The organism is Streptomyces sp. NPDC056231 (genome assembly GCF_048270745.1).
Taxonomy (GTDB): Bacteria; Actinomycetota; Actinomycetes; order Streptomycetales; family Streptomycetaceae; genus Streptomyces.
Window position 1 is genome coordinate 1 of the sequence record NZ_JBLVKW010000051.1, and the last position, 15,798, is coordinate 15,798.

The 15,798-nt window shown below is 65.4% G+C and carries 8 protein-coding genes and 2 pseudogenes; 2 read left to right on the forward strand and 8 right to left on the reverse strand.

The genetic code is table 11. From position 1 onward, the window contains the following. The 4 genes and pseudogenes from ACNPQM_RS30090 to ltrA all read right to left on the reverse strand — a co-directional run. Nucleotides 1–267 (reverse strand): annotated as a pseudogene (locus tag ACNPQM_RS30090) (hypothetical protein); the annotation flags it as partial. 281 nt (nt 268–548) lie between these two features. Next, nucleotides 549–1,055, reverse strand: a complete 507-nt coding sequence (locus ACNPQM_RS30095; protein ID WP_418086424.1) for a hypothetical protein — start codon at nt 1,053–1,055, stop codon at nt 549–551. Between the two features lie 186 nt (nt 1,056–1,241). Continuing rightward, nucleotides 1,242–1,856 carry a reverse transcriptase N-terminal domain-containing protein gene (locus tag ACNPQM_RS30100; RefSeq protein ID WP_418086425.1) on the reverse strand — a complete coding sequence of 205 codons (615 nt, stop codon included), beginning with the start codon at nt 1,854–1,856 and terminating at the stop codon, nt 1,242–1,244. A gap of 658 nt (nt 1,857–2,514) precedes the next feature. Continuing rightward, nucleotides 2,515–3,528: pseudogene (gene ltrA, locus ACNPQM_RS30105) on the reverse strand (group II intron reverse transcriptase/maturase); the annotation flags it as partial. Between the two features lie 478 nt (nt 3,529–4,006). On the opposite strand from ltrA, the gene ACNPQM_RS30110 reads away from it, so the two are divergent. Both ACNPQM_RS30110 and ACNPQM_RS30115 read left to right on the forward strand, forming a co-directional pair. Then, nucleotides 4,007–4,837 carry an IS5 family transposase gene (locus tag ACNPQM_RS30110; RefSeq protein WP_418086426.1) on the forward strand — a complete coding sequence of 277 codons (831 nt, stop codon included), beginning with the start codon at nt 4,007–4,009 and terminating at the stop codon, nt 4,835–4,837. Further along, nucleotides 4,834–5,256 (forward strand): hypothetical protein, encoded by a 423-nt coding sequence (locus tag ACNPQM_RS30115; RefSeq protein ID WP_418086427.1) that lies wholly within the window; start codon nt 4,834–4,836, stop codon nt 5,254–5,256. The genes ACNPQM_RS30110 and ACNPQM_RS30115 overlap by 4 nt, the downstream gene beginning before the upstream one ends. Nucleotides 5,257–5,542: 286 nt before the next feature. Here the strand turns inward: ACNPQM_RS30115 and ACNPQM_RS30120 are convergent, their stop codons facing one another. From ACNPQM_RS30120 to ACNPQM_RS30135, 4 genes are all read right to left on the reverse strand, one after another. After that, nucleotides 5,543–6,127 carry a hypothetical protein gene (locus ACNPQM_RS30120; protein ID WP_418086428.1) on the reverse strand — a complete coding sequence of 195 codons (585 nt, stop codon included), beginning with the start codon at nt 6,125–6,127 and terminating at the stop codon, nt 5,543–5,545. Between the two features lie 298 nt (nt 6,128–6,425). After that, nucleotides 6,426–6,698, reverse strand: a complete 273-nt coding sequence (locus ACNPQM_RS30125) for a hypothetical protein (RefSeq protein ID WP_418086429.1) — start codon at nt 6,696–6,698, stop codon at nt 6,426–6,428. A gap of 427 nt (nt 6,699–7,125) precedes the next feature. Then, nucleotides 7,126–7,617, reverse strand: coding sequence for a hypothetical protein (locus ACNPQM_RS30130; RefSeq protein WP_418086430.1), 492 nt, complete (start codon nt 7,615–7,617; stop codon nt 7,126–7,128). 38 nt (nt 7,618–7,655) lie between these two features. Beyond that, on the reverse strand, nt 7,656–15,272 hold the full coding sequence (locus tag ACNPQM_RS30135; RefSeq protein ID WP_418086457.1) for a DNRLRE domain-containing protein: 7,617 nt from the start codon (nt 15,270–15,272) through the stop codon (nt 7,656–7,658). Nucleotides 15,273–15,798: the final 526 nt, after the last annotated feature.

Below are 15,798 nucleotides of genomic sequence, written 5' to 3' on the forward strand. Positions count from 1 at the left end.
ACCCCACCGCAACAGGACGTCGGCGCCCGCCCGCACCGCCGGCTGCCAGCCGGTAGCCGCGAACGGCTTCACCACCGCCCAGGCCCGCCCGAACTCCCCCGCCGCGCACAAGCCCCGCACCGCACCCGCGGCGCAGAACCAGTCCTCGCGCACCCGCGTCGCGTCCACCAGGGCCTCCAGGCCGCCGCGTTCGAGGATCTCGTCCACGATCCGCGGCAGGACACCGCCGAGAGTGCTCAACTGCCACCGAAGATCACCCACATTCACGAGGGCATGCTAGGGCAAGTCACCGACACCACCCAGTGCGGGAACTTCGCCCTGCTGTAGCTGCGATCTCTCGCTTTTGTGTCAGTACGCAACCTGCACGTCTCTCACCCGATGACAGTGCAACGACCCCGATCTCACACCTCCATGACAGTCGTAGGACAACTGCCACAGCCCTCTGGCCAGCGCAACAGACCGGTGCCAGACAAGACCACCAATGACACCAACCTCACTGACACGAAACCGAGAGATCTCACTCCGGGGCGCCGCCGCGTTCAGTGCCGTCAGGCGTCGGTATCCAGGCCGGCCTCGGCCGCCCGGCGGAAGACGTCCCCGCACGTGGGGGACGGCACCGGCGAGCGTTCGGCGAGGACGACCAGCGCATGGCGCAGCTCCGTGCTCAGCTGGAAGAGCCTGCGGCTGGACTGCCCGCCCTCGTAGGCGTACAGACGGAAGAGGTCGACGGCCTGTCCGTCACGGCCATCGGCGAAGGTGTCCGGAAGCCCGGCGAGCAGTTCGAAATCGCGCTTGCCGGTCGCCGCGTCGGCCACGGCACTGACGGCCAGAGCGTCGTATTCGGCGGCGGAGACGGAAGCGTCAACCGCGACGGCATGGGCGGCCAGAGCCGCGAAGACCTCGATCAACTGCTCGCCTACCACTGTGTCGATACCCCAGGTCCGGAGATTCTCGTGGCGACGGCCCCGACGCCATGGCTCCTGGTCCACCAGCGGCAGCAGGACACGCCCCAGGTGCGAGCAACGACGCCACAACATGTCGTGATCCGAGGTCACCTTCGGTCCTCTCTACGGCGAGTGGAAGACCGGGGGCCGAAGACCAACCCGACCACCACAGGCCCTCCAACTTCCCACTACACGCAGGGCACGTACAGAACGGGGCTGTTCGCCGTGCCCCCGCCCACCAAGCCGCCCGAACTCACCATGGTCCCCACCGTACTGGTACGCCAGGCACGGTTCGGGTCACCAGGATGGTTCACACAGGTTGCCGCTGCGGTCGACGACCGCAGCGGTGGCGCACAGAGGGACTGACGCGCAGTCCCCGCCGTCATCCACATGCACGAGAAGTCGTTGTAGAACTCTCGGCTCGAACCGAGCTTCCCACTCAGGCTCCAGCGCGTTCTTCACGCGTGCTTGCTGCGCGCGGTCCGCGAGCACCGGAATACCCAGGGGACGCTGTTTCCCGTTCGCCTTCGGAATGTAGACCCGCTTGACCGGCAGGGCTTTGAGGGGTGATGCATGACGGTGCAACCGTTCCGCCAAATCCCCTCGATCGCGGGAGGTCAAGGCGACCTCTCCGTCGACGCCCGCCGTCTTGCGGCCAGCGTTGCGCTGCGTGACCTGCCGCACGCTGACCAGCGTGTTGCTTCGGCTCCGCAGCATCAGCTTTTGCAGATTGCGGACCTTCTTGAGGTCCCCGTCCTTCGTCGCCTTGAAGATCCTCTGCCTCAGTCGCCGTACGTGGTCCTCGTGGGTGCACCAGTTAATGGCGTCCCAGTCGGGGCCGCGTCCTCCGGTCCGTTCACTCCGAGGGCTGCCATCGCGAGAGCGAATGCGTGTGCCGTCATCTGTGTCCAACTTGTCCTTCGGCTCCGGTACTTCAGCTTTGGTGCATCAAAGGCTCACCCGGTCCACGTCAGCTCCCTTTCGGGCCAGGCGAGTGCCTGTATCCGGCCGGTTATGCGAGACGACCGCGAAGGGCACGGCCTTGGTGTCCCGGTTTCCCGTCGCCTTTCGGCGTACCGGCGTTGGCTTCTTGGACCGTCCTGCTCCCGCCGGGGAGTTGAGCCTCCCTCACGGTCGGCTTACCGGGCCAGAGCCCGGACCCCGACGGGGTTTTCACGTTCCGCATGGTCGAGATACGACCGGGGTGGGCGCTCTCTGTACCCCGGGGCGGCGGTGTTCTGCACGGCTGGCTCCTAGTCACCAGCCGCCGCCTGCCGTTTCGCAACGGCCAGCCCTGCCCCCAGCGGTTCATCCCATCTCCGGGGGTATCGATGTCGAGGCATCTTCGAGAGTTCGCGTGTACTCGCCCGTCCGGCCTTCCCCTTGCCTGTAGCCCCCGGATGGAGCGGGAGCCCTTGGGCGTCTTCTCTGAGCTTCGCACCCTGCCGTTACCAGCAACGCACGTCAGAGCGGGGACGGATCTATGAACACTTGTCCGGAGCTACGCTGCTGTCATCGGTCTCAGCCCTCCAATCAGCATGCTCGCTCGAACCATGCGACTTCGTGTCGCACCCAGGAAGTCGAACCCGTCACTCATGTGCACGACCTGGGTCTTGGCCTGCGAAAGTCGCAGGCCGAGAGGTTCGAGCACGTCGGCGACTTCTTCGCGCAGTGCCGCGGTGTCGGCCCAGGTGCCGTGCACCAGGACGACGAAGTCGTCCGCGTAGCGGACGACCCGCCACGTCGGACGGCCTTTGCGGCGCCGGTAGAAGCGCTTGCCTTCGGTTGACATCGTCCCGCCCGGCTCCCATGGCCCGTGCAGGTGCTCGTCGAGCACCGACAAGGCGATGTTCGCCAGCAGCGGGGACAGGATGCCGCCCTGCGGGGTGCCGGTCAGTGTCTCCTTGCTCTCGCCGAGTTCCGTGAAGACTCCGGCTTTGAGAAAGGCTTTGACCAACGCCAGGACGCGCTTGTCCTTCACCCGGTGACGCACTCGGTGCATGAGAGCCGCGTGGTCGATCGAGTCGAAGCACGCCTCGATGTCCGCATCCAGCACCCAGCGATACCCCCGGGTGCCGAAATAGTGGATCTCGGCGATCGCGTCCTGGGCCCGCCGTCGGGGCCGGAACCCGTAGGAGACCGGTTTGAAGTCGGCCTCGAAGATCGGTTCCAGCACCAGCTTCAGCGCCGCCTGAACGACCCGGTCCGCAATCGTCGGAATCCCGAGCCTGCGAACCTTCCCCGAGCCCCCCGGCTTGGGAATGCTGCGTTCCCGCACCGGCAAAGGACGGAACGAGCCGTCCTTGAGGGCGGCCCGCAGGTCGTTCAGAAACCCGGGAACACCGATGGATTCCTCGACGTCGGTGGCGGTCAGGCCGTCGACGCCGGGAGTCCGGGCTCCCTGGTTGCCCGCGACCCGGTCGAACGCCACCAGCAGCGTCGCCGGGTCGTGCACGAGGTTGAACAGGTCATCGAACCGGCGGCCGGGATCGGCCACCGTCCAACGGTGAAGCTTGGTCTGCATCTCCAGTACCCGGGCCTGGGGGCCCAGAGCTCCGCCATTCGGCGGGGCGTCTTCCGGCATTGCAGCATCCTTCCCTTCTCGATACCGCTGCCGCCCTTTCCCATGTGGCCGGCTTTCCCGGCCTCGGAGTACTACGGCGGCTCCGCCCCGTCCCGGACCGATCGGCGGTCGATGCGCCCAGCCCCGGCAGCCTGTTGGAGACAGATAGCGGGGCGAGGTTCGGGACGGTTCCCGTGTTCACTGTGGTTCGCTCGATGAAGGAGGAGCCCGACTGTGTCCCTGCGGCATCGCCACGAGTACGCCGCAGGCTTTCCTCGTGGCCTCCCGGCCAGCTTTCGTAGACCGGCCCAGAAGTCGTCAGACCACCCGAAAGGATGACCTGCATACGCACCGCTTCCGGCCCAGATCCGCCAGGTTCGAGCCGGTGTCCCTTTGAGAGGGCGGTATGAGAGTGTATAGGGGTTTTGTCGTCACCTGAACGTGTGGCGGTGCGGTATCCCGGCCGGTCGGCGGCCATGGGCATGTTGGGCTGGTCGCCGTGAGCGAGCGCAAGCCCTACAAGACCGACGTGAGCGACGAGCAATGGGCGCTGGTCGAGCCGGTGATCGTCGCGTGTAAGGCCGCGCATCCCTCGGTCAGCGGCCATCAGGGCCGGTACGCGATGCGGGAGATCGTCAACGCACTGCTCTACCAGGGCCGGACCGGTTGCCAGTGGGAGCTGCTCCCACACGACTTTCCGCCGCCTGGCGCGGTGAAGTACTACTTCTACACCTGGCGCGACGACGGCATCGATCAGACCATTCACGACCTGTTGCGCTGGCAGGTGCGGGAAATGGCGCGTCGGAAGGCGGACCCGAGCCTGGTGGTGCTCGACACCCAGAGTGTGCACGCGGCGGCCGGAGTGCCCGCTGAGTCGACGGGGCGTGACGCGGCAAAAAAAGTACCGGGCCGCAAGCGCGGCCTGGCCGTTGACGTTCTGGGGTTGGTGATCGCTGTGGTCGTGGTGGCCGCGTCGGCGCACGAGAACGCCGTCGGCATCGCGCTGCTGGACAAGGTCGCCGCCGACACCGACACCGTGAAGAAGGCCCTGGTCGATCAGGGCTTCAAGAACGCCGTCGTCGCGCACGGGGAGAAGGTGGGCATCGAGGTGGAGGTCGTGGAGCGCAATCCCGCGCAGACCGGGTTCGTTCCCCAGGCCAAGCGGTGGGTCGTGGAGCGCGCCTATGGGATCTTGATGCTGCACCGCAGGCTGGTGCGCGACTACGAGCACCGGCCCCGCAGTTCGGAGTCGCGGGTGTACTGGGCGATGACCGCGGTGATACTGCGCAGGCTGACCGGGACGACCGTGCCGGCCTGGCGCACCGCATGACCGGCGGGGAGCTGACGCTCGGCGCGGTGCTGGCACGGCTGGAGGAGCGGGAACGGGAGATCACCGCGCAGGCCGAGACGATGCGGGAACAGGTCGCGCAGTTGACCGCGCGGCTCGACGAACTCGGCCGGGCCGCCGAAGAAGTCCGGATCACCCGAAAGACACTGCTGGGGCTGCCCGACCCGCAACCGCCCGCGCCGCCGGCACTGAAGCTGCCGGATCATCCGGCCTATCAGCAGATCATGGCGGTGTTCACCGCCGCCGACCACCCGCTGCGGGCCCGGCAGGTGTGCGAGGCGATGGACCTGCCGGTCGCGCCCAACAACATCAACAACGTCCGCCTCAAGCTCAAGCGACTGGCCGACCGCGGGATCCTGGCCGAGACCGAGCCAGGCTTGTTCACCCAGCCCCGGCCGTAGCCGACCGACGTCGCCACAACCTGCCCACTCGTCCCGCACGAAACGAAGAATCGGGCATCAGGTCTCATACCGCCCTCTCAATGAGGCCGCTGGCCCACTCCGGGCCCGTGATGTCTGCGAAGCCCTCGACCACGAACTCCTGGCGAAGAACATCGAGAAGACCCGCGCCAAGCTGAAACGCCTCGTCAAGCTCGACGTCATCACGGAGGTCGGCCCCGGCAGCTTCGCCAGGAAACAGTAGCCGAACGAACCACCACGACCTCTAGGACCAGAGCGCCACCGGCAGCTACCAGCCGCACTCCACCGGCCCGATCGGCTGCAGCCCAACCTGCTGGGCCAGCCATTCGGCACGCGCCACGTCACCCTCCCGGAAGTGAATGAAGACCGTGTGATCCGTGGCGGGCGCGTCGCGGTACACGTCCCGGCTGTTGATGGCGATCTGGACCTTCGCGTCCTTGTTACGGATCTCCAGGCCGAGTTCCGGAACGGCCGGCCAGCTGAAGAAGTCCCAGTCGATCGAGGCTGTCCCGGAACCGATCACACCGAAGAACGCCTTCTCGATCGACCCGACTGGCTGGCTCTCAAGGTAGAGCGTGACAGGGAGCAGAACCGACACCCGCGGGTCCCCTGCCGCGATCATGCGCCGGACCTCGTTGTCGGACTCGGGCCAGCACGGGTCGTCAGGGCTGACCCATGCCTTCGGGAAGGCGGCAACCATGCGCTGTGCCTCTTCCAGCGTCAGCGCCTGCGCCTCCGCGCCGACCTGGAACTTGTCCATGGGGAAGGCAAGGCTCAGCAGGCGCTGAACCGCCTGGTGGGCGTTCAGTAGATCTAGGGTTCGCAGAATTGGCAGGGCGTTCGAAGTGCTCACGCCGGAGCAGTCTGGCAGATACAGCCCCGCACGCTCACGCGAGTTTGTACTGCTCAGCTGCGTCTCCGCCTCGGCACCTACCCGCGGCAGTGACTCCGCCCCGCCCCACCAGGTGACACCGCTTCTCAACCTCTCCTCGAAACGGACAGCACCTCACAAACCGCCCTCTGAGAGACGTAAAACGCCGGTTCCTCGCGTACTCCTCTCCATCACGCTTGCCGGACCCGCCCCATCTGGCAGTACTGGACACGTCCCGGCTTTGTCAGGGCCGCTCTCGCCCTCCCCGGCATCACCCGGATCAGGCTGCCCTCAGCTTCAACCCTGCTGCTGCGACAGCGGGTTGGTGCAGGTCTTCCACCTCCACTCGAACCAACAGCGCCTCACGGCGCAAACAGAAGCTGAGCCAGAGCCCGTTCTCGTGTACAGAACCACTGGCGTCAACGTCGAACCCGAGCACCGCCATGCCGTGCGATGGCCACATCTGCTGACAGCGCCACTCGCCGTAGGTGGTGCGGCAGCGGGTGCAGCAGTAGCGGCCGGTCAGCCCCGTCTTGGTGCGCTCGTGGACCACCCGCAGATGGCACACACCACCAGCCCGGCCAGCAGCGCCCTTCCCTCCCGCGGCGCTCCCATGCTCTTGGCGCGGTCCCGGTGGCAACCATTCGCGCCAGGTTCCGCTCGTACTGCTCGACGCCGATATGGGCCGGCAGCACGTCCTCGATGTGCACCAGCCACTCCCCGCGCTCCAGCCCCCGCTCCCGGCCGCTGTGGGAACGGTCAGACCTGCACCGGGCGGGGTCGCTGCGGCTGCGCCCGTAGGAGTAGGTGCCGGCATGCGCCGGGTTGCGCAGCATGCTGATCAGCCCCTGCTGGTGCGACGACCGCTCGGCCGGCCACGCAAGCCGCTCGGCTGGGGAACCCCCAGCCGAGCGGCTGCTCAGCCTGCTCGCGGTCCGGTCAAACCGGCCACATGTGGTGACGGGTCCTCAAGGGCGGTGTCACGACATACACACCATCTCGAGATACACACGTACCACGTTGTCCCGCACCGTCTGCACATCCACATAGACGGTGCTGTCGCAGGTCGCGGTTGTGATGTTGTACCGTCCCGAATCGACCGTGACGCCCTTGGGGATGGTCTGCCACAGCCCCTTGTCGCCGGAGGATTCGATCGGAACCAGTTCCACTTCGCCCCCGCTGGAGGACTCGAGGAACGGCACCAGGTCGGCCCTGTCGATCTCGAACTGCATCTCTCCGGCAGAACCCGACCAGTCGTCCTGATCGCAGAACTTCACATCCTCGGCCCGCTCGGGAAGGACCAGCCGGTAGGTGTTCAGGGTGTCCTTGAGGGACTTGCCCCGCGCACACCTGGTGAACATCCGTGAGTCATCGGCGGCTTGTGGAACGGTCACAGTCACTGCCTCAAACATCGAGTACACAATGCCCGACATCGCGAGCAGGCCCAGCAGCAGTATCCCTGCTACGGTCATTCCTCGCCCTCTGCGACTACCCATGTCCTCCCCCGCAGCTAGAAGTAGTGCATGGTACTGGTTCCGGCCATGTCATATTCCTGTGCCCATCCATGCTCATGTAGGTCGACGAACTGCCCGAGGTCGATCTCCTTGCCCGTCCCGAACGGGTCAGGCGCGGTCTTCCCCCGGTCGAAGTTCCAGTTCTTGAAGAGGTCCACCTGGTACCGCGTCCGCGCTTCACCTCCGGCGCTTATGGTGACGGATCCGGTGACCCGGAACTTCACACTGCCGATGGCGTTCTTGGCGTCGAAACGCCGGAACTTCGTCTTCAGCCACCCACTGTCGCCGGAGAACGAACACGTACCGCCGCCTGCGCACTGGCTTTTCGAGTACGACTCCCAGCGATTCAGCTCCTTCTTAAGGCCGGGGCTCAGGCCCTCGTCCTCAAGAAGGTTGTCCACGGTCTTGCTCTGCAGCGTGTAGGTGTCGCCGCTCTGCTCCCGGTAGCGATTCCAGAGGTCGCACGACAACTGCAGACCGGCCCAGCACGCTCCCTCGGTGAAGCTGTTGTACAGGCTCATTGTCTGGGTAAGCCCGTAGTTGAACCAGTCCTTCCAGCTGGACTTGGAGTCGAACAGCGCGACGTCGTGCGGAGTGTTCGGCGAAGAGCCAGCTTCGTCGTCCTTCGGGATCGGCGAGGACTTAACCTCCCAGCCGGTCGACGTCATACGGCAGCCCACACCCGGATCGTCACAGTAGTCGGGACGGTGTCCGTCCAGTTCGACCCTGCTGATGGGGTTGCCGCCGGTGAAGGCGTACCGGTTGCCGGTCATGGGGTCGGTGCCGAGTCCCATGTCGGCGAGGGCGCCGTTGTACATGTCTCGGGTGGTGAAGCGGTTGAGGCCCGGATTGTAGTCGCGGAAGCCCATGTCGTACGTACCGGACTGGGCGTCCCAGCGCTTGGCGTTGAAGCGGTACGGGTTGTACTCCTCCTTGTCCGGCTGGCCGGCCCCGGGCTTGTCGATGCCAGTGAACTCCGAGTCGTCGTCCTTGCCGTAGGCGGTGTAGCCGTACGTGGCCTTCGAGTCGCCGTTCTTGTCCGTCAAGGTTTCGACGTCGGAGTGGCTGTTGTAGCCGTAGAAGCCGTCCTCGGTCGTGCCGTCGGCGTTGTGCTTGCTCTGCGACAGGCGCTCGCCCCACGGGCTGTACTGGTAAGACTTGGTCAGCTCGCCGGAGACCTTCTCGTCCAGTACCTCATTGGAGAGGCCCAGGTACGCGAAGTCCGTTGTCTTGCCGTCCGTCGTCTTCGATGCGGTGCGGTCGAGCGGGTCGAAGGTGTACTTCGTCGACTTCAGTACACCGGTGTCGTCCATCTTCTGGGACTCCACGACGTGGTCGAAGCCGTCGTACACGCTTCGCTCTATGACCTTGCCGCCCGAGGTGACCGAGTCCTGGCGGCCGAACGGGTCGTAGTTGTAGTTCGCCGTCGTACCGCCGGTGGTGGCCGTCAGCAGGCGGTTGCGGTCGTAGTTGTAGGTCGTGGACGTGCCCTTGACGGTCTGGCTGATGACGTTGGCGTTGTCGTCGTGGACGTAGGTTTCCGTGCCGGCTCCCGTGCCGGTCTTGACCGACTTGGCGAGCCGCTCGACGGGGTCGTAGGTGTAGTCCGTCGTCGACGACAGGTACGCGGCATGGTCGTCGGCGTTCATCTTCTTCGCCACGTCCTGCGTCTTGTTCCCGTTCGGGTCGTAGGCGTAGGTGTGGGAGGAGACGAGCGTGCCGTTCGGTTTCTTCTCGCTTGTGGACTTCAGCGCACTGTCCAAGTAGTACGTGTAGTCGACGGTGTTGCTGTTGGCCTTGGTCTCTTTCAGTTTCTGGCCGCGGTCGGTGTACGTGTACGACGTGATCTTCGGCGAGGCATCGGTCGCCGTCTTGCCGACCGAGACCGTCTTGACCATCTCGCGCAGGTCGTAGGTGTACGTGGAGAACTGGTCGGGGTGTGTGATCGTCTCGGGCTGCCCGTTGGCGTCGTAGGTGTAGGAGGTGGCCTTCTTCTCCTGGCCGACGAGCGCTTCGGTGACCTTCTGGACCTGGTTCAGGCCGGTGTAGGCGACCGTGTAGGCGTCGATCTTGGCGCCGGACGAGGTGTCGTCGATCGAGGTGAGGTTGCCGTTGACGTCGTAGGCGTAGGCGAAGGTCTTCTTCTCGCTGTCCGTCTCACCGCTCGTGTCCCGGACCAGCTTGACCGCGTCCGCGACCGCGACGCCTGTGCTGTTCTGGTCCAGCTTCAGCTTGGCGTCCTCGCCCTGCTTCAGGCTGTACGAGCCCAGCGACACCCAGGTTCCGGTGGTGGCGTTCTGGTCCTTCGTCACCGACGGCTCGGTCGTTGTGCCGTGGGTGAGCGTGTACTTCGCCGTCGTCGCGGCGCCGGTCGCCTTCGGGAACTTCACATACGCGCTGTAGGTGCCGTCCTTGGGGATGTTGAGTGTCCAGTTGAAGGCGTCCGTGCCGGTGCCGGCCGCGTGGGTGCGGTGGTCGTAGCCCTGCTGCCCAGCGATGTCCCCCTTCGTCCACGTGCCGGTGGACGAGGTGTTCTGGGTGTCGGAGTTGTCCACGAGGACGACCGACTTGCCGACGGGGACGCCGTCGTCCGACTTGGACTTCAGCTTGCCGTCGGGGTAGTACGACCAGCTCATGGTGCGGTCCGAGGAGCCGCCCGCTGAGGTCAGCGTGCGCTTGGTCTGCTGGCCCAGCTCGTTGTAGTCGTAGTCGGCGGCGATGTCCCAGGGGTCGGTGGACTTCTTCGTCCAGCCGTTGTCGAAGTAGTCATAGACGGTGTCGTTGCGAACCGTCTGCCCCTCCGACGGCGGCAGTGAGGTCCTGGAAACCCGGCCCACTGCGTCGTAGAACGTCTGGGTGTAGACGTTCGGGCTGTTGTAGCGGGTGTCTGCCGGGTCGTACGGCTGGAACTGCTTCACCGGCCGGTTCAGCACGTCGTACTCGGTCCGGGCAGCGAAGTCATCGGCACTGGCCGTGTCCACACCTCGCGGCGTGATCACCTTGGTGGTGTTGCCGACCTGGTCGTACTCATACTTCGTCGTCCGGTACGTGATCGACGTGGTGCCGTCGTGCGGGACCTTGACCTGCGTCTGCTTGCCGCGCTCGTCGTAGGTGATCTCGGTGGTGTTGTTCTCGGCGTCCGTCGTCGAGACGACCAGCGAGTCCTTGTCGTAGGAACGCTTGGTGGTCTTGCCTGCGGCGTCCGTGACCTGCGTGACCCGATGGTTCAGGTCATAGGCGGTCTTGCTGGTGTAGTCGCTCGTGTCAGCCGTCGCGTTCTTCTTCGGGTCGATGACCGTGACCACGTTGCCGACGGAGTCGTACTCGTACGACAGCTTGTCCCCGACGGCGCTGACCACCGAGGCGAGCTGATAGATCTCGTCGTAGGTGTTGGTCGTCCTGAAGTCGTTCGGGTCCGCGGTGGTCAGCGTGCCCCTGGGCTCGACAGTGGCGGTGACGTTGCCGACCTTGTCGTACGTGTACGTCGACTTCCGCTCGTCCGACGTCGTCGTGTCCTTGGGGGCCGTGGCCTCCTTGACCTGGTCCGCGGCGTCATAGACAGCCGTCGACACCGCGCCGTTGGGAGAGGTGGTGGTCGTGACGTTGTTGTTGGCGTCGTAGACCGGGGCAGGCGTGGTGATCAGCACACCCGCGGTCTGGTCCTTCGGTACCGTGCTGACCAGCGGACGCCCGTAGGTGTCGTAGGTCTGCGTGGTCTTCTTGCCCAGCGCGTCCGTGACCTCGCGGACCTGGCCCCGCTCGTCGTACACGAACGCCGTCGACTTCTGCAGCGCGTCCGTGATCGTCGCCGGGTAACCGGTCGGGCCGAAGCCGCTGTTCGCCGTGGCGTTGCCATTGGCGTCGGTGACCTTGGTCATCTGGCCGTAGGCGTCGTAGTCGTACTTCGTCGTGTAGTCGCCTGCCGTCGTGGTGGCGACGCCCTTCGGGTCGGTGACCGTCTTCAGGTTGCCGAACGTGTCGTAGCCGAACTGCCACGTACGACCCTCGGGCGACTTCTTCTGGAAGAGGTCGGCGATGTAGCCGTTCAGACCCGTCTGGTACGTGAAGGTCGCCGCTTCGGTGCTCTTCTTGTTGGCCTCGGCGTCCTTCTGCTCGAGCGGATAGCCGGTCTTCGCGTCGTAGACGTACGTCGTGACCGCCCCGTTGGGCTCCTCAAGACGCGTCACATTGTTGTCCGCGTCCCAGTTCAGCTTGGTCGCCTGCGACTTGGCGTTGGTGATCTGGGTGGCGCGGCCGTAGCCGTCCGTGACGTAGGTGGTGGCGTGGTCCTCGGCGTCCGTGGTCTTCGTCTGGATCGTCGAACCGGACGTGCCGTCGGGGTCGACGTAGTCGAAGACCGTGGTGCCGCCGAGCCGGTCCGTGATCTTCTTGGCCCGCCAGTGGAACTTGGGGTCGTCGCCGTCCTTCGGGGCGTAGTAGTCCAGCGATGTCGCGTTGCCCCGCGGGTCGGTGACCTTGACCAGCTTGACGTTCTTGTTGCCCTGCGTGGCGTCGTAGGTGAACTTGAATACCTTCGGCTGGGTCGATCCGTCACCGTCGGTCAGCTCGCTCAGCAGGCCCTTGTCGCTGTAGACGAACGACACCTTGCGGCCCGATATGTCAGTCATCGACTTCACGTGGTCGATGATCTTCGGGTTGGTGAGGTTGGTGCCCGTCTGCTTTGCGCCCGTGTCGTCGATGTACGAGTACGACTGACCCTTGGCGTAGTAGTCGATCGTGAGCGACTGGCGGCCGGCCGGGTCGGTGATGTACCGGAGCAGTTTGGCGCGCTTGTTGCCGGAGGTGAGGGACTCGTATGTGTAGGTCTGCGTGTTGCCGTTCTTGTCGACGATGGACGTGATGTGGCCGGAGCAGTTGAACCAGAACGCCGTCCGGTCGGGCCGGGTCAGCTTCCAGGCCCGCGGGTCACCGTCCTTGTCCGGGGTGCACTGCACACCTACCGTCTGCTCCAGCAGGTAGTGCACGCCCGCCGGGGCCTTCCAGGTGCCGTCGGGCTGCTTGCGGAAGACGTGCGAGGTGCCGTCGCCATCCGGCAGTGTCACCTCGGTCGGGTTCGGATTCGGATGGAAGTCGAGCGCCATGCCGAGCCGCACGGGAGCGGCCGCCTGGCCTGCCCAACCCTGACCGAGGACGGTGTCCGAAGTATCCAGCGAGTTGTAGCTCAGCCGGGCGAAGGTCGACAGACCCCGACCCGGGTTGTTGAAGATGTTGTACGACCAGACGTTGTTGCCGGCGTGGACGTTGTTCATGACCGTCGAACCAGCGCCTGTGTTTTTGCCGGTGTACGAGTAGAACTTCTCCAGACCGAGCTGGTCCGAGGTCGGGTCCTCGACCGCGACACGCATCGCGCCGCCAGGGATGCCGTCGGACTCGGAGAGCCACTTGCCCGTGACCTTGTTGTAAACGTCCCAGGTCAGGATGTACTCGGTGCGCTTGTTGCCCCCGTCCGAGTTGATCGGGGCCTTCACCTGAGCATTGACCCAGGTCGTCTCGGACGGGCTGAGCCGGGACTCCTCCATGCCACCGTTGAACGACGACTGCAGCGGGCTGCCACCATTGACCGGTGTGCCGTCGGGCAGCGACCAACGGTACGAGAGGGCGTAGTCCGCGATCTTCCACAGGGATGAAGAGGTGTTGGTCAGCTGGACCGTTGTGGTGTAGGTGTCGCCTGGGATCATACGGGAAGGCACTTGGTCGGCGAAGTACGTCTTCGAAGTGTCGGTGTAGGTCAGCGACAGTCGCGGGCGCAGCTGGGGTTCTGCCGCCTCGGTGGAAAGGAACGTGGTCGTCTCCTGCGGCCCCGTCGTCGTCTCGTCCTTCAGCTTGATCAGGACGGACTTGTTGCCCGCAGGGTCCGAGACCCAGCTCTGCGCCAGCGATGTGACGGGCCAGGAGCGCCAACCGTTCTCATTGGAGGTGGTGGCGTACTGCTCCGAGATCAGGGCACCAAAGTCCCCTCCCGCGGTTGTCCAGTTGGTGGCCGCGTCAGCCTTGGTCCAGGTCGCGGTGGCCTCGTCGAAGTCCTTGTTCAGTGGACGGGCCTCGAAGCCTGCCTTGGTGGTGTAACTGGTGGTCGAGCCGGCCCACAGGTCCACCCCGGCATCGGTCAGCTTGGCCGTTGCCGGCATGCTCGGGATGACCGGGAACTTGAGAAGAGCGCGGGTCTTGCCGAGCGCGGTGGAGTTGTTGCCCACCTGAAGCCACTTCTGCCCGACACCGCCGACGCTGATGGTGTCGTGCGCAGTGGTCGATTCGGTCGACGAGAGGGTCGTGTCCGAGACAGCTGAGACGATCTTCGTGGTATGGGCGTAGCGCGGGGTGATGACCTTCTGCGTCGGCGCCGTGATGAGCTGACCGTCCTGGGTTTTCACCACCACCATGTAGTAATAGATCTTGGTGCCGTCCTCCGCACTGTTGTGGCTGGGGGTAGCGGAGGAGTCGGTGTACCTGGTTGTTGTCGGGGACAGCGGAGCAACGAGTGTGTCCGTCGTCGGCGTGAACTGCGGCGACGTGCCTCGGTGCACCTGGTACTCGACGATGTCGTCGCCGGTCGCGGTCGAGGGGTCGGCGTAGGACGACCAGGACAGCTCCGCGCCGGTGTCGTGAATCGTGGTGGGTGCGGCGAGGCTGACCCCCGGACGCCCGTAGGTGATCGTCAGCCGGGGGTAGACGGCCGTCTCCTCGTCGTGGAAGTACGGCCGTTTGCCGGCCTCCGAGGAGACATAGCTCGGCCCACCCTTGCCGAGTACGGACTCGTCGGCCGCCTTCAGGACGAAGCCGTAGTTGGCGTAGGTGCCGTTGACCCAGGACTGGACGGTGTCCGTGACGGAGAAGTTGTGCCACGCGTTCTGAGTGGCGTTGGCGCCCTTCGTCACCGTGGCAGCCTTGGTGAAGCGCACCGAGTCGGCGATGGTCCGCTTGGTGGAGTCACCCGTGTCGCCGAGAACGACCTTGCCTACCGTACCGGCGGCGAAGGAGTGTGAACCGAGCTTCGTCCACACACCGGTGGTGCCCGTGGTCTGGTTGACCGTGTAGGGCGCGGTTCCGCCGTTGTATGTCACCGTGTACGGCGCCACAGTGGTGGCATCGGCGGTGCCGGCGTGGTGCACGTCCACGGTGTAGGTGCCGGACTCGGGCAGCTTGGGCTGCCAGGTGTACGACTCGCCGGTGGCGGTGTTCTTGTTGTAGACGTAGTCGTTACCGGTGTTGATATTGCCGGTGGTCACCACACGGGGCCACTCACCGACGGCCGCCGTAGTGCCGGTGTCGCCGTCGTCCACGGTGACCGAGGTGCCGGAGAGCTCGCCGGTGATGCTTTGGGCGGTGTTCCACGTGGCCTTGGTCTCGTCCCAGGCTGCGGTGGCCCGGTGCGCCTCAACGACAACGCTATTGGCGTTGGTGGTGTGCGTCTTGTCGTAGTACAGGCTGAGCTGCGCCGAGTCGATCTTCGTCTTGGCCGGGATCGAAGCGACTGGGAACTGCACGAGCGACCGGACAGTGCCAAACGCGTTGGTACCGACGTTCAGCGGATAGCGGGTGCCCGCCCCGTCGTTGTCGTCGTAGTTCCAGGTCGGCGCCTGCGACGCGATCATGGTGTCCTGAACGCCATCCGCCTCCTCCCGGACACGGATGGTCGGGTCGACAGCGACCGGATACTGCCTCTCAGGCGCGGCCAGCCACTTGGCATCGGGCACGACCGTCAGCCGCCAGCCCTTGCCGTCCTTGACCAGTTGCTGGCGGACAGCGTCACTGTGCGCCTTCTTGGCGTCCGTCATGAAAGGGGCCGGGACGGTGAGTACGGGGTGCTTGGAATACTCCCCGAAGAAATCGATCGAGCCGTCCTTGCGCAGCTTGGGCGTGAGGCCATCGCTCTCCAGCGTGAAGGTGAACTTCGTCGGCCCAGTGGGGCGTTCGCCGAGCACGATGTCCTCCTTCACCTCCCCGGGGCGCACCTGGTAGACGAGGTCGGCCTTGCCGACGGCATCGTCGTAGCGGACAGTCGCCCCCTTGACCTGGGGCTTCAGCTTCGCTGCGCCAGCCTTGAGCCCGATGGTGACGGACTGTCCAGTCGGCGCCTCGAACCGCATGACACGGTCTGAGGTGGTGCCGAACCAGCTC

What these genes read in the sequence shown, in the direction of transcription:
- ACNPQM_RS30135 (WP_418086457.1), bottom strand. Translation starts at nt 15,272, where the DNA reads ATGATCGCGTCGCAGGCGCCGACCTGGAACTACGACGACAACGACGGG.
- ACNPQM_RS30115 (WP_418086427.1), top strand. Translation starts at nt 4,834, where the DNA reads ATGACCGGCGGGGAGCTGACGCTCGGCGCGGTGCTGGCACGGCTGGAG.
- ACNPQM_RS30130 (WP_418086430.1), bottom strand. Translation starts at nt 7,617, where the DNA reads ATGACCGTAGCAGGGATACTGCTGCTGGGCCTGCTCGCGATGTCGGGC.